Below are 23,486 nucleotides of genomic sequence, written 5' to 3' on the forward strand. Positions count from 1 at the left end.
AGGGGTTTGCCCCACGCGAATGCTTCGGGGCGGTTAGTTGCGTCCGTGGCTGGATGACGAGGTGGCACAAGGCAACCTAGAAATTCGGCCACGTTATCGTTGAACAAATGCAAGTTCGGACACTAATCGGTTATACGTCCTCGCCAGAAAATCGTCTCAGCACCCATATCTCACCGGAGCCATGGCCGTGAATTGCTTGAAACCCGGGCCATGATTCTCCGATTTCCCATTCGTCACAGTGGGTCCCCGTCTGTAGGCTGCGGAGAGAACCTGGCCTTGAGCTCCTCCACAAGCGCCTGCCGCTGGGAGGAATCCTGGAGTGTGATTTCGAATGAGACCTTGCCCGAGTCCCAGTCCTTGAGGACGCCGAGCGGGGACCCGTCGACGCCAAGCAGCCGGTGCTGCCGGGAGGTTTCCTTCTGCTTGCGTGCGGTTTTGTTTTCGTAGCGCGCCCTCGCCTCTTCCACATCCCGACATACGGCTACCTCGTCGCGCACCTTTATTGCCATCACCGCCGCCACAGTTGTCCCGGCTGCACGCTCGAGCAGGGTCAGCTGGTACAACGTGGACAAGGCAAAAGGTTCCGGCCGCTCTTTGACGGTGTCGAGCACACTATCCGAGAGCTTCAGAATAGCCAGCGTCTTGTTGACGTTAGGCAGAGACATGCCAGTGACTTCCGCGATCGCAGACTCGTTCGGGTAGATGCCCTGGTCAATGAGCGCCCGCCACGCAAGTGCATTGTCCAGGGGTGACTGGGCCTCGCGCTCGGCGTTTTCCTTGTAGGAGAGCTGATACAGCTGCTGGTCGGTCAAGCTAGGGTGGACCAGCAGCTTCATGCGGGAGATGCCCGCAACCTTCAGTGCCTTGAAGCGGTAATGCCCCCCGGCAAGCACTCGGCGGCCATCGCGAATGGTGGCAATACCAGGAACAAGTTGGCCGTCCGCCCGCATGCTCCCCGCCAGCTCATGCACGCGCTCCGGACGATAGAGACGCCGGGCGTTGAACGGATTCTCATCGATCAGCCCAACGTCCGTCTCTTCGTAGTATGGCTCTTTGGACACCCGAGCCGCTTCGCCGGCAGCAGAGGCGCGGCTCAACTTTAGCGACGGGCTGGCCATGCCTTCATGGGCGAAGTCCCCATGAAGAATCTCGGCTGAGGGCAAATTTGAGCTTGCGGGTTCCGCCTGCTTCTCGGCAAAGCCAGTTGGCTGCCGTTCCACCAGCGCTTGCGCTCGGGCAAACCGGTCTGCGGGCGGCGCAGCAGCAACCGCCTTGCTTGCCTGCTGCCGTAGCTGATCGAGTCGATTCTTGGCCATTACGCTGCCTCCTTCTGCTTAGCGACCTTGGCTTTCGCCGGCTTCTTTGCCGTCTTCATCCCGAGTTTCGAGAGCACGATCTTGGCAAGTTCCTCCACCTCTTTCGTTGCCGCGGAAGATCCCGAAAGCCCATGGACGCTGAGTCCAAACATTTGGGATTCGCCATACGCATTACGCTGCTGCAGGCCAGCTTCCAACAGCGGAATTTCCTCATCCCCCTCCAGAATCTCTGTGCAAGCCTTGAAGACATTGCCCCGGCGAGACATTGACGGGATGCAGTAGGTCTGCAATTCCGGATTCTCCTCCCTTGCTCGCCGGGCCAGTTCCTTTGCCTCCCGGCTGGCCCAAACATTGTCCATCAGCGGGATCACCGGAATTAAGGCCATATCCGAGATGTTCAGCGCCGCCCATGGGATCGATGACTCAATGGCAGGAGGGCAATCGATCAGGACAATGTCGTAGTTCTCCGCGTGTTTGGCGATCTCACCAATAAGCTTTTCGCGAAGCGGCGCCAGACTGATGACGGTCGCAGGAAATGGCCTTTCGATTCCGCCCTGCCCTGCCCATATTGTGCTGGTCCCTTGCTTGTCCATGTCGACCAGAAGGGTCCGGAGCCCGCCCAACGCGAAGCTAGCAGCAAGCTGCATCGAGGCCATCGTCTTGCCACATCCGCCCTTCTGGTTGAAGACGGTAATAATCTTTGCAGCCATATATTTCCCCAAAAATATATTGCAAATTCCAAAAAAACAACCACAGGCGCCACTGTAGTCCGCATCACATCGTACTAGGAGCTTTTCTGTACGAGCGCAATCAGTTTTTGATCATTTCGTTGCGACTTAGCGACAGAGTGCAACCAGATGTGAACGACAGGCGCTTTCACGCATGAAAGCGCTCCTACCCAATTTCAACGACTTCGAAACGCCCACTACTGTGGCCGGCAACGTTCATTGCGCGCCGCGCACGCGATCGCCTGCGCCGACTCCTGACTTTCAAGCATGAAAATTGACTGGGTGTCGGCGCACCGGTGCCTGATTGCTTGGCACGTTCGCGCATGCTTGTAGATTGCGGGCAGGCCGAGAGTATTTGATCCACTTTCATGCTTGAAAGTTGTCACCTCCGATCAGATGCATGGCGCCAGGCACAACATCGGCCATAGCTTTCAAGCTTGAAACTACTCGCCGCCCGCACTCGATCGCTTCCAGAAAAACCGAGACTACTTTCAACCGTGAAAGTCGGCCGCGTCAACGCTGCGGCTCCTCGCGGGTTCCGGGTTTGCTACTGGACAGGGGTACCTTCACGCTTGAAAGCTGGCGCCTCATTCGGAGCGAAGCCCAAAGCCTCGGTAGACCTCAAGGGTGAGGACATAGGATTTGGCCGGCGCCCGGCATCTATCTGTGCGCGCCAGCCTGATCTGGGCGCAAGCACTTTCATGCATGAAAGCTGGTCTTGGTATCCCTGCCGTCTTCTGGGCGGCCGGACTTTCATGCGTGAAAGTGAGCGCGAGACCCAGCGCAGTCACCTACAGATGTCCGGGATCCGGAGGTTTCTTGCTTGAAAGTAATGCGCACCCGTGCGAAGGCCGCGATATTTCCGTTCGAGCGATCGGAGCGCGGAAGGATGGATTTGGCTTTCAGCCTTGAAAGCGGGGCGAGCCACGGGATGCCGCTAATGTTCTCAAGCGCGAAAGCGGGCGGGGCAAAACATTAATGCACCTTGAGAAATTTATATTTTATTTTTTCTTCAGGTCGGCTGGCGCGCTTCCGACCAGCGCTTAACGTACTGAGCGAGTTCCATCTTCAGGGTCTTGCGAGCCATGATCGCCGATTCATCGGGCTTCGCCTTTACCTTTTGCCGGCGAGCAGCCATCTGGAAAGTCGTCTCCTTGTATAGGCCCTCAAGGACCTCCAGTCGACTTTCAGTATCGAGCGACGCGAAGATGGCCAGACCCTGCTCCATATCCCGCTCAAGATTACGTGCAAACTCGATCTCCGCTGCCGGAACCTTGGGTTCAACGGAGAGCGGTTCGGCCGCATTCCCCGATGCCGCCAAGCGCTCCATCTCGCTCAAAGCCCATCCTTCTTTGATCGCACGCATGAGGTAAGCACCTGGCGACTTCACTTGCCCGACCTTGACGCGATACTTCACGAGTTCAATAGCCGCGCGGATACGCTCATCCGTGTTCTCTTCGCGATTGCTGATGATCTCGTTGATTTGCCTATTGCTTAGACCAAAGCCCTTCACCAGGGTCTCGTAAAGATCCTTCAGCTCGTGAGGCAGCGCAAAATCGAGAACAAGCTTCCCTTCGGCGTTGTGTCGGAGCTTGAACCGGATCGCAGCAACGCGGCGGGAGCCTGGCGCGGTCTTCGTTTCATACTCGATAAAAAGGTCCGTCAGCTCATTGATTTGGGCGATGTTCTTGTCCAAGACCAATCGCTTGAACTGCTTGTATTCCGTAAGCGATTTCACCGCGTCTGCGTTGACCCACTTTCGGACCTCTTCGACTGGAATCCAGGCCGTCGTTCCCATAAAACGCAGGGAGCCAAGCCGCTCATAGAGGATGTACGCGTATTGGCTCAGTGATGCGGACATGCGCAAGGAGAGATACGTGTAGCGCTGTGGGTCCTTCAACTGCCGACGGATCATTTCGTCAACTTTGAATACAACGCGGCCGCCCGCTATCCCAACCGACCCCAAGAGGGGCACAGAGACCCACTGCGGGTCGCCGCCAGCATCTTCAACGGATACTTGGACAGATGAACTCTGGCACTCACGTAGCGCCTTCTTCAAATGCGCTACGTTGTTCGACGTCTCAAACTTTGAGAGCCACTTGAAGTAGCCAAGCTCGATATCGTAGTGTTCGAGATCCGGGTTCTCTGATACGGTGAGCCACAAGGCATTGATCGCTCGTCTGGCCACAAGCGACATCGGCGAGACATCGATCAGAACATTGGTCTTGCGGTATCCGATCTCGCGCGCCGACTCCGTTATCGCGGTATTCGGCCCCATCTCCTCGCGGACGGAGTTGAAGATGTCGAAGCCGAGTTGCTCCTGGATGTTCTTCGGGACGTTTGACATGGAGAGAGCGTCCAATGCACTAAGTGACGGACGGTAATATCTCCGTAAAGGTGTAATGAGTCAAGTATACGGTTACACCTTTGCGCTGCGGCGTTGCCGACACGCACCAATCGATTACACCGCCGGACCAATAGATGCCACCATCGACTCGGTGCCGCGCCTTGAAACGCTTACCACGAGCGGCTTTCCGAGCCGCGGGGCCGTTCCGACCAACGGTTAACACCCTGCACCAATCACTTGCACCTTGCCACCAATCGATTACACCGTTGGGGGCCAACCAATTGCACCTTTGCGGCCCAATGCGGTACACCTTCTAACCAATAGATGTCACCTTGGCACCAACGGTTAACGCTTTGCTCGACGTAACCGCATGATTCTTCAAGGAAAAAATGTGGTCGTATACGTTAGTTTGTTTACGTAAACAAAGCTGCTGGCTGTCCGCAAGAAATTGCGGAACGTCAAAACCATGCCCACTTATCCACAGCGTCTCGTGAGATTCGCCGTAACAGCATGGCCGACTATGCACGCTCACTTGCCGCAACACTCGAGCTAGCAAATGGGGATCGACAGCGGGTAGCGTTCCAAGGTGCAAAGAATTGGGCCGCAAAAGGCCGCCCGAACGGAATGCGTGAGATCTGCTCGATGCACCCTGGCAAGTTAGCCGTGGCCCAGACCACGGCAATGGTGTCCGAAATGCCATACCAAGGTGTAATGAATTGGGCCGCAACAGCCGAGGGTGCACGCCTTGGGCCGCAAACAGGCAGGGTAGGGTCGCGTCAGATCGACCGACAACTACAAGCGAAGGTGCAACGTATTGGGCCGCAAAGCACTAAAGGTGCAACGCGTTGGGCCGCAGACCGGCAATGGTGCAATTCATTGGGCCGCAAATACCGAGGCAAGGTGCACTTCATTGGGCCGCAGGTCGCCGATGGTGCAATGAATTGGGATGCCAGCACCTGGTGAAGGCGCCATGCTTGGGCCGCCGGCCATCGACGGTGCAATAGATTGGGCCGCAGAGCGCCTGTAAATGGATTGTGACGCACATCACAAGCGCCTTTTATGGATCTTTATGGGAGTGAATACTCGCTTCAGACAAGTTCTCCGCAAGGGACCACCAAACCATTACACCTTCTGCGGAGGTTTGCGGCCCAACTCATTACACCTTTAGCGCGTCCAAGCGCTGCTTAGGGCATTCGAGCGCGCATAGCCGCGCTCTAGCGCCGCCTAGCGCGTTGATGCGCGTACCGCTCTCCCTCACGGAGCGCTCCCTAGCGCGTCGTAACGCGGTCAGGCGCGCTATCCATGTCGAAGGGGAAAGTCGTGCTCGTCTAAAGGTTGTGCACGAGGAAGGGAGAGGCAGGTAGCCGAAGCGCACGCACCGTCCCACCGGTGAATTGCAGTGCCGCTGGCGTGGCAGGATGGCCACGTCACCAGCTAGGCCGCCGCTCGTTCCTGCACCGCCCACGCCGCACCTGCGAAGTGCGCCGCCCTCGGTTGCATACCGGCAAAAAAAAAGCCTGGAGCTAACCCCAGGCTTTCGTTGGTTGGTGTGGGATACGTCGGCGACCCTACGCCGTCAGTGAATCGACGGCCGAGAGTACGACTGGCGGTCAGTCTGGGGGGCGGACATAGGCAGTTCAAGCCCCGGGTTTCTCGTACGCAGGTCGCTAACGACGTTGTCTGGTACGTATTCGCCTCTTTCATACGCAGCAATGACTAGGTCGCTATGCACCATCGACCGAACCGAAAGCGGAGTCAGACGAGGGTTGTCAGCATGAAAGAAGATCATTGCCTTGCCCCCAGGCATCTGAAAGGTTCGCAGGTCGCAGTCCAGCGCACGATTCAGCAGTTGCGTGACCGACGAAGCGATCCATTCTTGACGAGGAGCGAGTTCGAGCCCTTTCGGTCCAAGGGCTGCGCGGTCGTACATGCGACCAAGCTCGGCACGCAGAGCGCTGAGGCCCTGGGCACCCGCCGGCGCTTGAGCACCCTCAACCACCTGCATCAGGGACTCCTTTACCCCATTGCCCTGAGTCACCGGGATGGCAAGAGACGTGAGCTCGAAGTCCTCAAGCGGCATGCTCCAGGCATTAAGATCGGCTAATCGCGCGGCGCGCGCCGCGCGCAGGGCCTTGTTGCTTTCCACGTCTGCGGCGACGACATTGCCCTCTTGGTCGAGCAGCCGGTACTCGACCATGTAGCCGCGGCGGCCCTGTTGCCAAACCAGATCCTTCAAAAGCGGGTCCGATTCGCGTGCGACATTGCTTGCGTGCTGTATGAACCTGACGATTGGCGCAGCGCCGAACGTATTGAGTAACAACCGTTGTGCGCTCTGACGCAACATAGGCGCGTCGGCCCCGAAGGGCACTTCGTACGGTTCGAGGTCAGGCTTCGGGGCGAGGCCGCGGCCGGTTCGCCAGGCGTCAGTGAGCGCGACAGCTAGAGCTTTGAGCATTTCGCCGTTTAGCCGGCCATCGCTGGCAATGCTTATCGGGGCCGTCGCTGACGCCCGGGAGACGTAGAGCGAAGTGACATGGCCTTGAGCTTTGGCAAAGCACTGGCCCGTCCAGTCCGCTGGCAGGTGAATCTCTTCGAGATGAAGGGTCTTAGTCATTCTTGGAAAGTCACGCTGCAGCGAGCAGCGCCTCTTCTTCGTGTTGTTGTCGTGCACGTTGAGCCGGCACCTCGCCTCCGAGCGCGTCAATGAGGCCGGCCATCAGCTTGCTTAGTTCGCCGGTCATCAGCACAAAATCAGACTCGAACCTTGATTCGCGGTCCTCGCTATTGTCCTTGGCTTGCTCCTTGATAACGTCAAGAGCCTTGATCTTCTTCAGCGCCAGGTTGCTAGTCAGCACAAATGAGACCCGATCTTCCCAGGTCATAGCCAACTGGGTGCACCGTTTGCCATCCGCCAGGTGATGCCCGAGACCCGCAACATCCAGCCTGTGGTTGGCGAATTTGACTGTGGACTTGCCCTCACGAGAGTCCTTGAGCTCCGCGTCCTGGTCTACCGTGAAGTAGGAAGGTGCCTCATCGCTAGCTAACCAGTCCGTCATAGCAGCCGCTGGGGACAGATTGCAATGCAGCTGGGTTGCCGCAAGCTGATCAATCGAACGGAAGAGGGCGGTCACGATGATGTCCACCTTCGAGCCAAGCGCGTCGATGAAGATCAGGTTGTTGACTTGATCAATCCATACGGCCGTCTTACTGCGCGTCACGAACGCCTTTGGCAGGAGCTCGCGGGTGACCTCCTCCTTTAGCTCCTTCAGCTGTCTACGACCAACTTTGAATCCCTGACGAGCCTCAACGTCCGCCGCTCGGGCGGCCAAAGCGTCCTTCACCACAGCGCCTGGCAACACTTTCTTCTCGATGCAGAAGGTAAGCAGAACTTGCTGACCCACCACATGGACCAGCGAACCGTCGGCACGGGGCGGCACCCAGCCGCTAGCGGCGAAATCACTGCTGCCGCAGGACGAAAACTCCTGCTTGCCGAGCGCGCCGGCGAGTGCGTCGATACGTTGGCCGAGGCTAACGAGGCGAAGCACCGTTGTGTTCTTGAACCACATAGTTGTCCTTATTTGAGGAAGGGCCTTAGGTGGCCTTGTTAGCAAAAATGCTGATACAGCGGAATATATGCAGACACTAGTTGCCGGGGCGTGGGAACGCTGAGCGCCGTTCATGCCCCGGAGTCGGCAGGGAGAGCGGCACGTCAACGCGACGCTCCTCAGGTGTTCGGTCGGTGCGGCCGTCTTCAAGAATGCTGACGGATCCTATTGATGGGTCATACATGGCCACGTTGAGCTCACGACCGCGATTGAAGTAGATAACCGAGCCAGGCGTCGCCCCGGACCGGTTATAGGCGCGATCGAACCAAACCCCGGCATCGAGCAGAAGCTGCTCTGCATCGACCTGCGAGTTTGCGTGCCGGCGCCCAGCCCATGCGGCCACATGGTCGGTACGGCTGCGAGCGAATTGCTGACGGACGAATATTGCCAACTGGCTATTCAGCGCTGTTGCGGGCACCCGCACTGTTGGCCCCAAGAGCCGAGTGTCGCCAAATGCCAGGGCGCCCAGCCAATTCTCACCGCCGGCGGCCCGTATCAGGCGGCAGACATCCATCGTGTTAGCGTCCTCTACCAGGTAGATGTCCGCCCCGTCGTTCAGACGGAGATTGTTGAAGCCGGTGCGCGCGACCTCGAAGAAGTAGCCTGGCGTCGTCCGCTCGCGGTAAGCAACGCGCCACCAGTGCGCGATCTGGTCCACCGAGCGGGGCTGGGCAAAGAAATAACCAAGGTCGTCAAATTCTAGGTCCCGCTCATCAGCAAACTCAATCGCCGCGCGGATAAACGCACGGTCCGTACAGTGGTTTAGCGCCAGTTCCTCGTGCGTTTCATCCGATCCATCTCCAGAAAACGGGGCTGCGAGAAGGCCGCGGGCTAATGGGAAGGCGTGGGCCAGCTCATCCACGAGGAGCGCGGTAAGGCTTACAACATGGAGCGTGAGGCCTCGCGCTTGCGCCTGTTTCTCCAACTCTGAGGCGATTGCCTTGCGCTCGTACTCAGAGACACCGTTCAGACCAACAATCTGAGGTTCCATTTGGTAGACCTTGGCTGGGTAGGGGGAGGGCTAGCTAGCGCATCCGTGGCCGTCTGGCCTGCGATTGGTCAAAATCCAGGTCGTCCGGCTCGTGTTCAGCCAGCCCGCCCGCGGCCAACTGCTCGAAAATTGCCGCGACGATCTGAACGTCAGAAGCGTCGCTCTCGACCTGCGCCTCACCGGCAACCCGGCGCATCCAGGTGAAGAAGCTGTCGGCAGTACGCCCGACCACGCCAAATGTACCGGCGACCTCTGCGATATCTCGTGCCTCGTCAGTTGGGAGCGCCAGCGCGCCAGTCTTCCAGAGGGAAAACGCATGTGCCGCGGCCTCGCGGGGGTCATTGCACTGCGCCGCTGCCCGAAGCAGACCGCGATCTGTCAGGCATTTGACTGTCAAGGTGTGGAGAGGAGAGCCGGCCCGGAAAGCGCGGTCGATTGTTTCGTTCTTCTCCTTTTCGATCAGATGCTCTTGGGCGTAGTGCCAGCACTCGTGATAGAAAACTCGATCTGGTTCCTTGGCGCGCAGGGACAGCAGGATCATTCGGTTGAGCTGACTGCCAGCGACTTCCGCGCCGGCCGCATCGTAGATCTGCGAGGCGAGTCGGACAGACGCGACTGAGCCCAACATCTCGTGGGCGCGGCTCAAATAGGCCTGCTGGTGCTCGGGGAGGTCGTTGTTCAACACTGCGAGGGTGCTCTGCAGCACGTCGCGGGAATACATGGGTTGGGGCTTCAAGAGGACCTCCCTTGCTTGTGGTGTCATGTCAAACCCGGGCACGCTTAGCTCGGGGCCATCCTCCTGGAACTTGACGGTCGTCATTCGGATCTTCTGGTCACTACCCTTGAGAGCCTTGTCTCCAATTTTCGGAAGGATCTTCAGATAGAAGTCGTTCAAGCCGTCGGAGTTGGTCTCATTGTTCCAACCGTTGCGCATGTTGCCCGTGATCCAAGCCACACGGCTGATTACCGGATTCTCGGCAGCCCGCTGAAGGGTCCGGCGCAGGATCAGCCCGGACCAGAGCTCAGTATTCGTCACGAATGGGCCGCTAGGAATGCCATTCCAATCTTGGCGGCGCCCGCGTTGCGCCCAGTCTGACTGAATTTCTTCGACCATGAATAGGTCACCACGGATGGTGGTCCGGGCATGGGCGAGGAGGTTAGCGATCCGCTGGCCGGGACGCTCTGGATCCTCCATATCCGAGAAGTGGTGATGCGAGAAATCGTGAGCCTTTCCCACAGATGCGAGCAGAGCACGGCGCTCAGCATCGAGTCGGACTACGGCGCCCGGGTCTTGGGCGAGGCGGTCCAAGTCGAAGTCCAGCTCTTCCAGCTCGAAGCGGATCTCGTCCATCCGGTCTTCGATGTTCGCCTTCTGGCTATTGAGGACGTAGAGCGTCTCTTGATAGACGCTCGGACCGGGCTGCTTGTAGCTGGCGTATTTCGGGCGTGCCAAGTCGATCTCCTTGATGGTCGGAGTGGTCGACACCAACAGCTGCAACAAATCCTCCCGCGTCATCGTTTGCTTTGGGTCGCGCAGTTCCAGGGTAGGCAACAGATTCGAATCGTCGATCTCGTGGCCTTTCACGCCCTTCTGCGTGAGCTTCCCGATCAGAGAGATCCACTGCGCAACCGGAGCTTTCGTCTGGGACCTGGCGATCTGATCAGCCAGGATGCTAAAGAGCCGGGAGGACGGGCCGGCGTTGAGGTATCGGTATGGGCTTCTCATGGCGGGTCAGGTCGAGAACGAGGGATAGCGACCGAGTGATCGGCGCTCAGGTTATTTTGTCGTATTATTATAAATGTAAACTTATAAAAGTTAACCAGATGGCCATATTGTCCAATCCGACGCTCGAACGCACCGTTTCGCGGCTGGGTTTGCGCCGAATCGAAGAGGCGCTGCTGTGCGCGCCGGCAAGGCATCAGGATTTCCGCCGGGTCGCGCTAAGGTTTGCGGAGGCTGCTGGGGCCGAGCGTGCTGTCCCAATGCTGGTGCGCGTAGTCGAGCGCGAGGACAAGGACGGGGGGGCTCCGATCCTCGGGTTTGCGTCTGGCTCTAAGGTTGCCCTGAAGTCGCCGTTTGGGCAAAGCACCGTCAGGCTCGACATTTCAGTCGCCGACGCGGCCGGAGTGCGGGCCAGCATGGGCATCTTCGGTGCGATCTGGGGGTGGAAGGACACGCAGGTTGGCGACTCACTTCTGGTCATGGCCCGCCCGGTTCGCTTCGGGCCAAAGCTCTGCCTGGACAACGTGGAGCAACTGGACACTCGTTACGTCGGCAAGGTCATGCCCGTCTACCTCGGCATACAGGGTCGGGTGGCCGGCCAGGCGGTGAATGCCCTGGTCGGGCACGTTCTTGATCAGGATATCGATCTGGCGCTGAACTCCGCCGTAGCGGCTATCTGCGAAGCATGTGGCCTATCCGAGCAGAGAATTCTGGAGGCATGTGAAGCCCCGTTGCAGTTCGCCGACCTGGATGATCTGTTCGCTGGGCTGCATGCTCCGATGACTCCGGAAGAGGGCAGCGCCGCACTCACTCTCGAAGCGCATCGCTTGTTTGGCGATTCAGGCTGCTGCGTTGAGGCGGAACACACGCGCAGAGCACCCCGACGCGCCAATCGGCGCTGGAGGGAATGAGGGGATCGTCGCGCGGGCAGCGGCATTGCTACGGTCACAACCCGAGAATCCGACCGGCGACCAAGAACGCGCGTCGGCCGGCATCGCCGCTGCCCTGCAGAACAGCACGCCCATGAACGGGTTGCTTTGCGGTGACGTGGGGACTGGGAAGACGCTCGCCTACCTCGCCCCGGCCGTCGCCGCCCACCAGTTTGGAGCTCGGGTGGCGATTCTCGCGCCGACATCGCTGTTGGCCGACCAAATTGCACGCAATCTCGTTGGTCGATATGGCGACAAGGTCGTCGTGCAGCGGGTTGAGGCCGGAGGGAAGATCATCGATCCACAGGCAATCCTCGTAGGGACCGCCGGGCTGACTACTGTCGCCGCCAAGGCGAAGTACACCCCCAATTTCCTAATCGCGGACGAGCAGCACAAGCTAGATACCAACACGCGGGAGCGCATGGTCGCCCCTTGGACTAATGTCCTGGACGTGTCTGCGACGCCAATCCCACGCACGATGGCGCTGTCGCTATTCCCAGGCGTGCAGGTATTCACGATCGACGAGCAGCCGGTTCAGAAGACGATTCAAACCCGCCTCATCGACGTGGGGCAGCGGAAAGTGACCGTCGGCGCGATCCAGGCTGCCATTGCCGCAGGGAAGCGCGCTGCGATCCTGCTGCCCCGAGTAGGCACCGACAGTAGCAATGCCAAGGAAGGGGAAGAAGCCGCGAACCGCTCGTCTGTTCTGAAAGCTGCCGTGCAATTCGAGAAGGCCTTTCCGGGGAAGGTGGCCACTCTCTATGGGGAAATGAGCGACGAAGAAAAGCGCGTCGCCATCGACGGCGTGGCCAGCGGGCGAACGCCGATCGTCATCGCGTCTACCGTGCTGGAGACGGGGATCGACATTCCAGATGTGGCTGTCATGGTGATCCGCGACGCTGACCACTTCGGCATGTCCCAGCTCCACCAGATGCGCGGCCGCCTGGCTCGTTCCGGTGGCAACGGCGAGTGCTTCTTGATGGTTGAGGATCTGAGGACCCTGTCGGCGGAGACGCGCAACCGCCTGGAAGCCATGACGCGGATCGCCAACGGGTTCGAGCTCGCCGCTCATGACCTGGTCAATCGCGGGGCAGGGGAATTCGAAGGCACTGCGCAGAGCGGAACTACGTCCAGCGTATTCAAGCTGATTCCGATCCGACCCCGAGATCTTCTGGAGAACCGAATTGACCTCACGGTGACGATCAACCAGGTGGAGGAGCGTGACGATCTCGCCAATAGGCGCCACTCGCAGGATCGGCTGTTCAACTAAAGAGGGCCGCAGGGCCCGTTCCAGTTCACATAAGGGAGAAATCCATGGTTGCAATCACATTCGCCGGCGGGCAGCCGGAAGACGTCCAGTACAAGGACATCGATACCGCATCGCCGCCAGGACAGAAGCGGCCTGTCGCGCAGGCTGCGGCGCAAGTAACGGGTACTGAGAAGCAGGGCTGGACCGCCGGCTACTCAGTCCTCGATAAGAGCGGCTCGTTGGTCGGGCAGGTAGTTGACTGGATCAAACGCTTTATGAAGGCGGTTCTGGCTTACATCCAGCGCCTATTCAGCGGCAAAGGTGAAGGGGTCGGCTTTAGTGACACCGCGACGGCGAAGGCGACCGGCCCTGCCGAAGCAGCCGCCGAGCACCAGGGGCCTGCGGCGGACGACCCCGTCGCAGCGAGGTTCGTGGAGCGCGGGAGGCCAACGCCCGTGCATGGCGAGGCTTCCGCTGCGCCTGCAAGCTCCGCCGGCTTGAAGTCGGTCGGTGCGGCAGCAGCCCAGGAACATGGCTTTTCGGAAGATGCTGTTCGCCAGGCGGCCGAAGAGCTTGTGAACCGCTGGCCAGCCCTCGGCGCGGAAGTACTCAAGGATCCCGAGGTCCTGAAAGAGGCGCAATCGATGATGGGAAAGGACAGCGGGCCGGACAAGGTCGCCGAACTCGTCATGCGTATGGCGATGGAGAGGGATCACGAAACGCAGGCACAAGCGCTGATCCGTCAGCTCGAGCAAAAGCTCAAGGAAGCCGGCATCACTGATCACAACAACGGCTTGGGCTTGAACCGGCGCGACCTGGCCCGGATGATGATCTTTGGAATGGAGGAGCCCGGGACGCGGCAGGCCCTGATGCCCGAAGCGAAGCGGATTGTCGAGGCATTCCTGAAGGAGCCCCAACTCGTACAGCAGCTTGCGGCAAACCTCGCCGTGCGAGCGGCGAAACTGGGTATCCAGCAGATCGCCCCCAACGCCGAGAAGCCGGCTGGAGAGGCGCCCGCCAAACCAAAAGGTCTGACTTTTGGCCCTCCCACTAAGCGCCCGGCCGGTGGCGAAGTCGCCGATCCCGATGATATCCTGGATCCCGACGACCTATATCTGGCTAAGCGCAATCGCCCAGCGCAGTGACGGATGTAGGGGCCTGGGAAACTGACCGATCCAGGCCCTTGGCCCTTATGATCGGATGCTAGGGGACGCACCAGGAGGGCAGCGGTATGGCCCCCCGCGATGACCTGTGCGCAAGCCGGGCAGTAATACCTGCCCCAGCGTCAATCAAGTAGAGGCAGTTGGTTCATCGTCAGCCGGCGGCGCGAACCTCGCGAAAAACTCGTCGAGTTGCTCCACGGTGAGCTCGCCGTGGCCAATTGTGTTCGGTGTTACCTGCGCCGCAAGGATCTGCTGCATCGTGTGCGCGGAAGCGGCCGGCGTCGGGCTGCCAAGCTCCGCCTCAACGTTCACCAGTTCGGACATGGCTTCGTCTGAGAGGCCAACGACTGTGGCGTCAGCTGAGCGGGGGTGATGGGCCATGCCTTGCGCCGCCAGAACCGAATCGGCAATCCACCGCGGCGAGCCCGGCGGCTGGCGCAACGATTCGCTGGCCTCGCTGTCCAGAATCGCGTCAAGCTGCTGGTCCGCGGTCATATCTGCTGGGTCGAGCAGGTCGTCCAGGCCACTCGGCCAGCCGGAAGCGCCACCCGCTGCAGGAGCCGGATGGACTTCATCTTCCTCGTCAAACTGCAGTGGTGGCGGCGGGGCGAATACAAACTCCTCCCGCACGCGAGCAACTGGCGGCGGGCCGAGGACTTCGGAGACCGGGCGGCGCATGAGCGCGAGAGGATCTGGCAGGCCGTGTTCGTCCAGCACACCAGAGACGGTGTCGAATGTGCCTTCTGTCGCCAGTACTGCGGCAAAATGAGTCACCGGCGCAGGGGTCACGGCCGAATGTCCTTCACCGAGCAATTCGCCCTGCGAGATTGCGTCGTCTGCTGACTGGGCGGCCCCGGTCGGTTCGGCGCCGGGCAGCCCCGGAGCGGCGTAGCCATCCGGGAAGGTGCCGCCCAACCCCAGCGCGCGTTTTGCGGCCAGATACAGAACGATCCCGCGCTCCATCGGCGCAATTCCCTTATCGACGGTGTCCAGCGCTCGTGCCACCTTGCCAAGGGTTTGGAAGAGCGGCAGGACCGGCTCAGACGTTGCCGAGGCGACGTGTGAGAGGGGCGGCACCTGCCGCACATAGCGCAGGTAGTCGAGCATGCGCTGGTGCACATCGATCGAACCGCCAGTGCTCGTCGTGCGGATCGGCATGCAGAGGGCCGCCACGTCTTCGTCGGTTGACGGCGCCACCTGCAGAAATCGGTTGATGTGAAACTTCTGGTTGTTTAGCTTGTTGAGCCAGCCGCCCATATAGAACGAGCTGATTCGCTGCGTGACACCAAGCGCATTCATGACACCTTGGCCAGGAGTCATGGTCTGCATCTCTTTGAACGACACTCGCTCGACCTCGGTGATGGAGGCGTTCTCTTCGCGACGGAAATTCTGGCCAACCTGTTCAAACCGGTTATAGACACTGACGTAGGCCTTGCCGACGATCTCCCGTACGAGCTCCCAGGTCTTCTTGGGGTCGTCAATCTTCATGAAGAGCTTGTTCACGGTGTTGCCGAGCATGGCACCGGCCTCCGCTGCGCGGCTGCCCTCCGTGAGTTTCTCAAGGTCCTGTGTGGCGGCCATTAGTGACAGACCCAAACTGCGGGCCTGCGCGAACATCACGGCGATGCCATCGGCAAAGTAGTAACCCAGCTCATCAAGTGCAGCGATATACGGGTATGGGGCGTTTGTCGCCTTCGAATCAAGCAACTCCTCGCGCGTGCCCTCCAATTCCGAACCGAGGTTCTTGGCCATCATCACCCGCAGGCAAGCGATCGTCAGCTTACCGAGGTTTTCCGCCTCCTGGCTCGACTTCTCAAGAGAGGGGATGAGCAGGAAGAGGATGCGGTTGTGGAGCGCCACGTCGACCATGTCGATCTCGGAGAACGCAGAGCGGAAGATATAGCCGTACGTCTTATCTAGCAGGTTCAGCACCGGCATCAGCTGGCCGGTGCGATACGCATGCTGCTCGTAGGCAACGTTGTCCTGGTCATTCGTTGGCGGCCGGCCGCCGGCGCGAGCCGGCCCCGCGGGGCCGGCGGCAGGATCGACAATGCGGTTGTGTTTCTTCAGGAGCTTTTCCACCTGGTAGGCCGGGCAGCCAGAATCCAGGTAGTTCTTGATGCCGACGTAGCCGTAGGACCAGGACTGGTCGGCGCGCTCCTGCGCCTCATCGTATCCCTCGAGGTACAACTCCTCGATCTTGGGCAGCGCGAGGTAATCAATGATCATCCCCACTGACAAGGCTGTACCTTGGGTATCGCGCTTGTAGCAGAGAGCGGTAATCACGGCCCGCCAGAGGGCGAGCGCCTTTTCCTGCCAGGCCTTGCCATCGCCCTCGGCCTTTGGCAGAAGGTTCGCTCCCATCTGAATGATGGTATCGGCGTCGGCCCCCGAGAAGGGGTTGATCTTGTTCGTGCGCCGACGGCGAGACCGGGCTACCTGCTGGGGGGTTTTGCCGCCCAACAGGAAGTTCAGAACCAGAAATGAGTCGTCCCGCCCGAACGCGCGGGCCATTGTGTAGCCGTCCGCTGGAAGCTTGTTATCCGCCTTGCCGTCCGCCGCGAAGAAGCCGGAGCCCCAACAGAGTGCGTTGTAGAAGATCCCTTTCAACGTCTCCGATTTTCCCGAGCCCGTCGAGCCCAGGATCAGCCAGTGCTTACGCAGGTCGTCATCACTCAGCCAGCACTGTTTGAACTTCTCGAATGGCGAGTCCGAGCGGACATCGCCAATCAGCAGGATGCCGTCCCCCTTCTTGCCTTCGGGGTCCACGGTGCCATTGGAGGCTGGGTACCGATATGGAAGGGCGTTCTTCAAGCTCATGACGCTCCAGTGCGCCAGCAGGAATGCAGGAGCCACCAGAGGCAGTAGCACAGGCGCCGCGGCACACAGGTACACCGTTGGGCCGGCAACAAAGAGGAAGTTTGAGGGCTTTGACAGCCACTCTTGCGTCCGCTCGCTCCAAGGGCGCACGTCGGCGATTCGCCGACTAATGGGTACTTCGTGATGGGACTCGATGAACTTCGTCACGGCGCTCGATGAAGAAGATAGCTACGGCTGGGATTGCCGAACTTATTGGTCCCGGAGGACGTGCTGGCAGACGGCGATTGCGCCAAGGAACACCGCCGTGGCGTGTTCGCGGCCGGTCGGCGAGCCGATCAAGCCGCCGATCTGTGAGAGGTCGGACTGGCCGGTGTCGCCAGTAGCGATTCCGGAGATGGACCAATCGATCAGCGCCTCTCGCCAAGTCGCGAGGATGGCGGCCGCCGTCGCTTCGCCGGGATGTGCCTTTTGACGGACGAGGGCCAGGCTCGGCCCCATTGCTTCGGCCAGGGCTTTGACCGCTGGGGCGCCGCCCGGCGAGCGGCCCGCCGCGATTGAGATAGCGTCGCCTGCAACATCCAGCAGGATTGCCGTGATCTGCCCCGCGTCGCCGAGCGTTACAGCGCGCCGGACCTTGTCCACGGCGCTCGGCACAAGGAAGCGCTCCATGCCGATTCCCCCGGCACCTTTCATGACGGCATCAGCCAGACGGTCGATCTCAACGCTCATTTGGCAACCTCGTTCTGCTTCAGGAACGCAGTAAGGGTCTCCGCCGTATCTCCGCCCGCCGCAATGACGCCATTCGGTGCAATGATGGTCGGGGTGCCTGTCAGCCGCAGGTAGTGGAAGAAGAGGTTGCCGGCATTGACCTTGGTGGCGCCCTCCTTGCAATCCTTCCCCTTTGTGGCGAGCGATTCATCGCCGGCGAGAGTTTTCTTCCACGCTACCACCGGATCTTTGCTGCACTGGATGGCGGTGGCCAGGGATTCTCCGCCGGTCTGGAAGCCCACAGGGATGATGATCGGCTTGTACCGAGCAGGAGCTTGAGTCCAGATTGGCTCCAAGGCACGGCAAGCCGCGCAGGCAGGATCCGCCAGCACATAGAACGGAACTTCGCCCTCACGGAGCGGGATGCCGACTTTATCGCCCATAACCTTTAGATTGCCCATGTCGAGGTCATTGAGACGGTTGCCTGTGACGTCCATGTCCTTCTCAGGCCCGGATGGCGCAATCGGCATCAGTTGGGCCAACGGGCCCGGAAAACCAGGTGAAGCAAGCGCAGCACTCTGGGCAATTTCCGTTTGCATCGTCGGCTCGGCTTGCTGCGATCGGGTGCTTCGATGCCCCATGGCAAAGACAAGCGCCACCACCACCATTCCGCCGGCCGCTACCCCACCAATGGTCATTCGCTTGCGGCGCCAGGAACGGCTGAAGCTGTCCACTGGCGCGGCGTTGGCCTGTGCCGGTGGCACCGGTGCCACCGGTGGCTGGGAAGGGGCGTGGGTTGCACGCAGCGCGGCCTGAATCTGTTTGGAAAGCTCATGTTGTACCGCCAGTGCTAACTCTCGGTTAGGTGCCTTGAGCCCAACAACGTTCGTGGCGACCGGTTTCGTCACCTTGACGTTGACGATGTAGGCCCTGGCGTCCTGGCCGTCGGCGAAAAGCCCGGTCGATTCTTCGATCCAGATGGAATAGCCATGGGCAAACGATGAGGCTGGCAGAGCCGCTGTTGCGGCGCCACCACCAGGAATATCGGCGGTAATAGAAATCGTGTCCGCAGCGCCCGCCTCAACGGCAGGTAGACGGACAACTTCAACGGTGCAGAGTGCTTGGTTCTGAGTCATACGTAGGTAATGGATCGGTTTTCAGTCGCCGGGTGGAGGTGGCGGCGGAGCTGCGTTGATGGCCGCGAATGCGTCGAGGATTGCGCTGTTGGACGAACTCCATACGTCTTTCTTCTGCCACCAGTCTTCGTTGTCATCGGCACCGGACCGCCAGGCTTCCCATTCTTCGGTCAGTCCCTGATGGACGTACTTCGACAGCACGATGTGCTCGAACGTGTTTCCTTCCCCCCGGCCGATGGGCAGATACCCGAGCCGGGCGCAGCGGAGCTCGAACTCGGCCTGGCTGAAGGCCATCGCACCTTCGGTGTGAGGAGTCTCCCGGCCCTCCGAGTCGAGCACGTAGAACATCACGCGGTCAGTCGGCTTGATCCAGATGAACGACCACGGGCCGAACTTGCCGTTGCGTCGCGCCTGCTTCAGTAGGCCGAAGAGGAACGTGTATTCCCAGTGATGGATCTTGGCCAGATTGCGGGCGAGGGGATGCGCCCGCCATTTCTCGAAGGTCGCAATGGCCAGCGGAATGGACAAGTTGGCCATGCCGGTCGGCGAGCCGAACGCTGATAGATTGAGTGCGTCGTAGAGGCGCCGGCTCTCTACACGACCTGGAGGGCCGCCAAAAGCATAGGGGGCCATGATGGCGAAGATGACCTTGCCGGCGTCCGACAATCTGTCCGGAAACACCACGTCCTCCGGCTTACGCTTCATGTCGCGCATCAGGTTGACAATCTGCCTGCCGAGATACCGCTTATGCACCAGCTCTTCGTCACCCACCTGGATGCCTCGCTCGGCCTGCAGATGTTGCTCGAGGCGCTCAGGGTGAATTGTGAGCTGGCTATCGCGATCCGCGTTGGGGTCATCCAGTCGCTCGGAAAGCTCGTCCATGACGAGGATGGGCTTGCCGCCAGCACGGGCCGCGCGTAGAAACTCATCGGGAAATGTCTGCCGGCGCCAGCCGGGCAGACGGTCGTCGATCAAGGCCTTCTGGATCTTGACCACTGGCGCAATGTCCGTAAAGACGGTAATCATGTCCTCGGCCAGCCGCTCGGGGGTCATCTTCTTGTTCAGGCGCGACCGACCGACCTTGCGAACCTGACGGAAAAAAAGAAGCGCAGCCGCGCCGAAAAAGGCAAAGCTAGCTGGGCGCAGCGCGACATTGCAGTAGGCGATCCAGTCTAAGAACCCGATCCGGTTTGGGTAGGCGCGGTAAAGCGCATAGGTGGCATTGAGGTCTGCAGGTATGGCTCCAACGATCGAACGCGGGAGCCAGTGATAAGGGGCGGCGAGAAGGTCTAGGACGGGGGTGAAGTAGTAGACGACCAGGTGGGAGCCGACCAGCCAGATCAATCCGACGAAGAGTGCGATGACCCCGAGAATCAGCAGTGTCCACGATAGAACGCCGTCTTCCTCTTTCTTCGGTGATTGTGCCATCAGAACACTCCTCGCGACAGAATGCTCCTATACGCCGCCCACACCTTTCCTTTGTAGATCTCCTGGAATTTCGGGTCTGGCGAGTGGTACTTACCGATGGCGCACCAGATGTCGCCATTCCCCTTGCGGCGGCACCAATCCCATTCGGACCGGAGAGCGTAGCCCTGCACCATTAGGGATTGGCACATATTGTTCAGAAGCTCGGACTTTGGGATGCCATAGCGTTCAACCATATAACGCCCCCAGGAGCGGCTGTTCACCTGGGACGGTCCCCAGTCTTCGCTCCCGTTGGTGTTCCGTCCTACGAGGCCGACCTTGCCGCCAGACTCGACCTTCATAATTGCTAGTAACGCGACCGCGGGGACGTCATAGCGCGTTGCGGCATCCTCTACACACTGGGCGGGTATGTGCGCTGGCAACTGAATCGGACGCGGCGCGTCGGTCGTCGCCGCCGAGTCTTGCGCATGGACATTTGTCAGTGCCGCAAGCAGCATCGACGCCCCCGCGAGCGCGTGGGTCAGGCGAAAGCGGCTTATCACTTGATTAGACGGTGGAAGAAATCGTCGCGCGCAAGGAATGCGCGGAAACTGATCAGAGTGCGCAGGTCGATCTGGGCCTGGAAGAGGGCGCACTGGACGGTGCGTGCACCGCAGATCACTGCTCCAAGGCCAAACCCGAACACGCCTATCAGGAACCCCACGACACCGGGGAAGAACAAGATCACGCCCAGCATCACGCAGAGCATCACCCAGGAGGTGGCCAGCATCGCCCACTTGGCACGCACAATCGCGCGCCGTTGCGCCGCCAACTGTTCATCTGTCCATTTGTTGTGTACAAAAAGCGCTTCAAATGCGGCACACTCATCGCCTGCTTCAACTAGGGGCGCCGAGGCTGCCTCCTCGGCTTTCAGCTCCTGCAGCTGCTTGTAAGCAGTCCTTACGCGCTTGCCAGCTTCGACGGACTCCGAGGCGAGTCGGATATATGGCGCGGCGATGATCTTCGCCAGAGCGCTGGCAACTCCCATCAGAGATCTCCTTGATCGCCGCCAGGCGGCAGTGTTCGTTCGTCCCGGATCGCAGCTGCAAGTCGGGAGAGGCTATTGGGATTGAAGAGAGCGGCCCACGACCGACTGGTTGTCACGTGTTCGCGCATCCTGGCCAGCTGCGGAACCTCGTCGAGCAGCTTCGGATCGATTTCCTGGAATGCTCGGGCCGCTTCCAGCAGAACGTCTCCCGAGAGGCGCTTGAGAAGCCCGTCGACCTGCTCCAATGCATGGCTGCGAGCCGGCTCGGGTTGGCCTACGATCTGTGGAAGACCGGCAATAACCTTGCGCAGCGTGGAGCGTTCGAGCTGCGCGCGGCCAAGCGGACCTTGGGTGCCGTATAGCACGCTGGCCACGCCGTCGGCGAACAGTCCATGGGTTTCACGCTCGATACCGCTCATCACCGTGTCTCATTGATATTTCACGGCAGCATGGTACTACGAAATAAGAGGTGTTGTCGTGCCGCTTGCCTGCGAGCCGTCATTCCCGAGTCCTGGCGGCGAGGTATGCGGAATCTGAGAGTTCTCCGCGAGCGAGTTGCCGCTCGACCGCTGCAGCTTCCCTGCTCCGGCGGATCTCACTAGCAATAGCGCCACTGGATTCGAGCACTCGCTCATAGGAGCGCCGCTCCTGCTCAGAGCATTGCATCGGGGCGGCCTTCCCGGCCGCGATTGCGGCATCGAGCCTGGCGAGGAACCCTCGTTCGACCATGTCCGGTCCAGCGCCGGCACCGAAAACAGAGTTGACGGTCATGCGAGCTCGGTCTGCCTCCCTGGGAAGGCGCATTGCGGCGTTCAGCAGTCGTTCGCCCGCCGGCGGAATTGCAGGCATGGCGGCCGGCTTCAACGCGGGTCTGCCAGGTGGATGTGGCTGCGTCGGAGCGGCGAGTGCCTCGATTCGTCTTACGCGTGCGTTCAGGTCGGCAGCGAGCGGGTTTGAGGGCTCCAGCTTCTCGATAGCACGAGCTGCGCGTTGAAGCAGGCTGCGTTTGCCCGGGTCATCTGCGGCCTCAACTTGTTCAGCCAGCAGCTTGCTCATTGCTTCGCCGAGCCCGAGATGATGCTCCTCTCTGAATACACCCGGGCCATGGGCCCTAACGTATTCGTCTGGGTCCAGATTATCCGGCAGCAGGAGAAACTGAAACCGGTTGGCAGCCGCATAGGGGATGACCAGAAGCAGTGCACGCAGCATAGCCTTGCGTCCTGGGGCGTCGCCGTCCATGACGAAGAGCACATCCTTCGTGTGGGAAAGGATTTGTTCGATCTGGTTTTCGGTGAGCGCTGTGCCCATGCATGCCACGGAGTTTTTGACCCCTTTGCCAGCCAGGGAAAGCACGTCCATGTAACCCTCAACCACGCAGGCACGCTGGGCGGCGCGAATGGCGCTGACCGCCTCATACAGCCCGTAGACGACCTCTCCCTTGTGAAAGATCCCGGTCTCAGGCGTGTTGAGGTACTTCGGGCCGTCCTCGCCGGGGAGAACTCGTCCACCGAAAGCGATCGGCCGGCCCTCCCTGTCCCGAACGCCAAAAATGACCCGTTTGCGGAAGAAGTCCCAGCGGGTGGTCCGCTCCGGGGTGACCTTCTCTTTCGACAACCCGGCCGCGATCAGGTCCGGATTCCTCGCGTAGTCGCCAAACGCGGTCTTCAGAAATCCAAACTCGTCGGGCGCGAAGCCGATGACGTAACGCCGCGCGATCTCGGGGGTGATCCCCCGACTTTCTAGATAGGCAATCGCCTCGGGCGAGCGTGAAAGTGCCGAAATGTACGCATCAGCGGCGATACGGGTGACCTGGTAGAGATTCTCGGTTGGCACCAAAGGCAGCGTCGGCCCATCACTGGGTTTGGCTTTTACCACCGGCGTCGCGCGGGGAGCTGGCTGAGGGGTCGCGCCGGGGTATGGGAACGCAATCCCTGCGCGATCGGCCAACATCTGCACAGCCTTGGGGAACGACAAGCCGTAGGTGAGCTGCGCCCACTTCACCGCGTTGCCGCCGGCGCCGCAGCCAAAGCAATTGAAGAATCCCTTCTCCGATGAAACGGAGAGGGAGGCGGTGCTGTCATTGTGGAAGGGGCACCTGCCCATGACAGTGGTCCCACTGCGCCGTAAATCAACGGACTCGGAAACCAAGCCCTCCAGGTCGGTGGCTTCGTTGACGCTATTGATGAAGGCGTCGGTCAGACGTGGCCGGGGCTCGAAACGAGGGCCGGGCTTGCGGGCAGGGAAGCTCATGGATGGCAAGCTCTCTATTGTGTATTAGCATACTACCACGCAAGATGAACATAGGCCCTTGACACTCCA

General features: G+C 60.2%; 18 protein-coding genes. 3 read left to right on the forward strand and 15 right to left on the reverse strand.

Annotation, left to right across the window (positions count from 1 at the left end):
* Positions 1-233: 233 nt before the first annotated feature.
* The 7 genes from ACREYQ_RS33965 to ACREYQ_RS33995 form a co-directional block, all read right to left on the reverse strand.
* Complete coding sequence (locus ACREYQ_RS33965; protein ID WP_432263429.1) at positions 234-1,316, reverse strand: ParB/RepB/Spo0J family partition protein; 1,083 nt, start codon at positions 1,314-1,316, stop codon at positions 234-236.
* Entirely contained in the window at positions 1,316-2,026 is a 711-nt protein-coding gene (locus ACREYQ_RS33970; protein ID WP_432263430.1) for an AAA family ATPase, read from the reverse strand. The genes ACREYQ_RS33965 and ACREYQ_RS33970 overlap by 1 nt, the downstream gene beginning before the upstream one ends.
* Before the next feature lie 1,030 nt (positions 2,027-3,056).
* Positions 3,057-4,391, reverse strand: coding sequence for a replication initiation protein (locus ACREYQ_RS33975; RefSeq protein ID WP_432263431.1), 1,335 nt, complete (start codon positions 4,389-4,391; stop codon positions 3,057-3,059).
* 1,576 nt (positions 4,392-5,967) lie between these two features.
* Positions 5,968-7,062: a hypothetical protein gene (locus tag ACREYQ_RS33980; protein WP_432263432.1), complete on the reverse strand. Its 1,095-nt coding sequence runs from the start codon at positions 7,060-7,062 to the stop codon at positions 5,968-5,970.
* Positions 7,016-7,957 carry a recombination-associated protein RdgC gene (locus ACREYQ_RS33985; protein WP_432263433.1) on the reverse strand — a complete coding sequence of 314 codons (942 nt, stop codon included), beginning with the start codon at positions 7,955-7,957 and terminating at the stop codon, positions 7,016-7,018. The genes ACREYQ_RS33980 and ACREYQ_RS33985 overlap by 47 nt, the downstream gene beginning before the upstream one ends.
* A 76-nt stretch (positions 7,958-8,033) precedes the next feature.
* Positions 8,034-8,987, reverse strand: coding sequence for a hypothetical protein (locus ACREYQ_RS33990; RefSeq protein ID WP_432263434.1), 954 nt, complete (start codon positions 8,985-8,987; stop codon positions 8,034-8,036).
* Positions 8,988-9,021: 34 nt separating this feature from the next.
* Entirely contained in the window at positions 9,022-10,572 is a 1,551-nt protein-coding gene (locus tag ACREYQ_RS33995; RefSeq protein ID WP_432263435.1) for a hypothetical protein, read from the reverse strand.
* Positions 10,573-10,748: 176 nt separating this feature from the next.
* On the opposite strand from ACREYQ_RS33995, the gene ACREYQ_RS34000 reads away from it, so the two are divergent.
* Genes ACREYQ_RS34000 through ACREYQ_RS34010 form a run of 3 tightly spaced genes read left to right on the forward strand, consistent with a single transcriptional unit; the run spans position 10,749 to position 14,033 of the window.
* Positions 10,749-11,621 (forward strand): hypothetical protein, encoded by an 873-nt coding sequence (locus ACREYQ_RS34000; protein WP_432263436.1) that lies wholly within the window; start codon positions 10,749-10,751, stop codon positions 11,619-11,621.
* Positions 11,622-11,646: 25 nt separating this feature from the next.
* Complete coding sequence (locus ACREYQ_RS34005) at positions 11,647-12,909, forward strand: helicase-related protein (RefSeq protein ID WP_432263437.1); 1,263 nt, start codon at positions 11,647-11,649, stop codon at positions 12,907-12,909.
* Positions 12,910-12,953: 44 nt separating this feature from the next.
* A complete protein-coding gene (locus ACREYQ_RS34010) occupies positions 12,954-14,033 on the forward strand; it encodes a hypothetical protein (protein ID WP_432263438.1) in 1,080 nt (359 codons plus the stop codon).
* A 144-nt stretch (positions 14,034-14,177) separates the two neighbouring features.
* Here the strand turns inward: ACREYQ_RS34010 and ACREYQ_RS34015 are convergent, their stop codons facing one another.
* The 8 genes from ACREYQ_RS34015 to dnaG form a co-directional block, all read right to left on the reverse strand.
* Positions 14,178-17,078, reverse strand: a complete 2,901-nt coding sequence (locus ACREYQ_RS34015) for a TraM recognition domain-containing protein (protein ID WP_432263439.1) — start codon at positions 17,076-17,078, stop codon at positions 14,178-14,180.
* A gap of 42 nt (positions 17,079-17,120) precedes the next feature.
* A complete protein-coding gene (locus ACREYQ_RS34020) occupies positions 17,121-17,600 on the reverse strand; it encodes a hypothetical protein (protein WP_432263440.1) in 480 nt (159 codons plus the stop codon).
* Positions 17,597-18,715, reverse strand: a complete 1,119-nt coding sequence (locus ACREYQ_RS34025; protein ID WP_432263441.1) for a hypothetical protein — start codon at positions 18,713-18,715, stop codon at positions 17,597-17,599. Before ACREYQ_RS34025 ends, ACREYQ_RS34020 begins: the two co-directional genes overlap by 4 nt.
* Positions 18,716-18,736: 21 nt before the next feature.
* Positions 18,737-20,143 (reverse strand): hypothetical protein, encoded by a 1,407-nt coding sequence (locus ACREYQ_RS34030; RefSeq protein WP_432263442.1) that lies wholly within the window; start codon positions 20,141-20,143, stop codon positions 18,737-18,739.
* Positions 20,143-20,637 carry a lytic transglycosylase domain-containing protein gene (locus tag ACREYQ_RS34035; protein WP_432263443.1) on the reverse strand — a complete coding sequence of 165 codons (495 nt, stop codon included), beginning with the start codon at positions 20,635-20,637 and terminating at the stop codon, positions 20,143-20,145. Before ACREYQ_RS34035 ends, ACREYQ_RS34030 begins: the two co-directional genes overlap by 1 nt.
* A 41-nt stretch (positions 20,638-20,678) precedes the next feature.
* On the reverse strand, positions 20,679-21,167 hold the full coding sequence (locus ACREYQ_RS34040; protein WP_432263444.1) for a hypothetical protein: 489 nt from the start codon (positions 21,165-21,167) through the stop codon (positions 20,679-20,681).
* Positions 21,167-21,586 (reverse strand): hypothetical protein, encoded by a 420-nt coding sequence (locus tag ACREYQ_RS34045; RefSeq protein WP_432263445.1) that lies wholly within the window; start codon positions 21,584-21,586, stop codon positions 21,167-21,169. Before ACREYQ_RS34045 ends, ACREYQ_RS34040 begins: the two co-directional genes overlap by 1 nt.
* A 79-nt stretch (positions 21,587-21,665) precedes the next feature.
* The gene (gene dnaG, locus ACREYQ_RS34050; protein WP_432263446.1) at positions 21,666-23,417 is read right to left on the reverse strand and encodes a DNA primase; all 1,752 of its coding nucleotides are present in this window, start codon (positions 23,415-23,417) and stop codon (positions 21,666-21,668) included.
* Positions 23,418-23,486: the final 69 nt, after the last annotated feature.

It is taken from the genome of Cupriavidus sp. TMH.W2, assembly GCF_050847365.1.
Classification (GTDB): Bacteria; Pseudomonadota; Gammaproteobacteria; order Burkholderiales; family Burkholderiaceae; genus Cupriavidus.

Coding starts and splice junctions, on each gene's coding strand:
- ACREYQ_RS33970 (WP_432263430.1), bottom strand. CDS start 2,026: ATGGCTGCAAAGATTATTACCGTCTTCAACCAGAAGGGCGGATGTGGC.
- dnaG (WP_432263446.1), bottom strand. CDS start 23,417: ATGAGCTTCCCTGCCCGCAAGCCCGGCCCTCGTTTCGAGCCCCGGCCA.
- ACREYQ_RS34030 (WP_432263442.1), bottom strand. CDS start 20,143: ATGGCACAATCACCGAAGAAAGAGGAAGACGGCGTTCTATCGTGGACA.
- ACREYQ_RS33965 (WP_432263429.1), bottom strand. CDS start 1,316: ATGGCCAAGAATCGACTCGATCAGCTACGGCAGCAGGCAAGCAAGGCG.
- ACREYQ_RS33985 (WP_432263433.1), bottom strand. CDS start 7,957: ATGTGGTTCAAGAACACAACGGTGCTTCGCCTCGTTAGCCTCGGCCAA.
- ACREYQ_RS33990 (WP_432263434.1), bottom strand. CDS start 8,987: ATGGAACCTCAGATTGTTGGTCTGAACGGTGTCTCTGAGTACGAGCGC.
- ACREYQ_RS34020 (WP_432263440.1), bottom strand. CDS start 17,600: ATGAGCGTTGAGATCGACCGTCTGGCTGATGCCGTCATGAAAGGTGCC.
- ACREYQ_RS34025 (WP_432263441.1), bottom strand. CDS start 18,715: ATGACTCAGAACCAAGCACTCTGCACCGTTGAAGTTGTCCGTCTACCT.
- ACREYQ_RS34035 (WP_432263443.1), bottom strand. CDS start 20,637: ATGCTGCTTGCGGCACTGACAAATGTCCATGCGCAAGACTCGGCGGCG.
- ACREYQ_RS33975 (WP_432263431.1), bottom strand. CDS start 4,391: ATGTCAAACGTCCCGAAGAACATCCAGGAGCAACTCGGCTTCGACATC.
- ACREYQ_RS34010 (WP_432263438.1), top strand. CDS start 12,954: ATGGTTGCAATCACATTCGCCGGCGGGCAGCCGGAAGACGTCCAGTAC.
- ACREYQ_RS34045 (WP_432263445.1), bottom strand. CDS start 21,586: ATGAGCGGTATCGAGCGTGAAACCCATGGACTGTTCGCCGACGGCGTG.
- ACREYQ_RS34040 (WP_432263444.1), bottom strand. CDS start 21,167: ATGGGAGTTGCCAGCGCTCTGGCGAAGATCATCGCCGCGCCATATATC.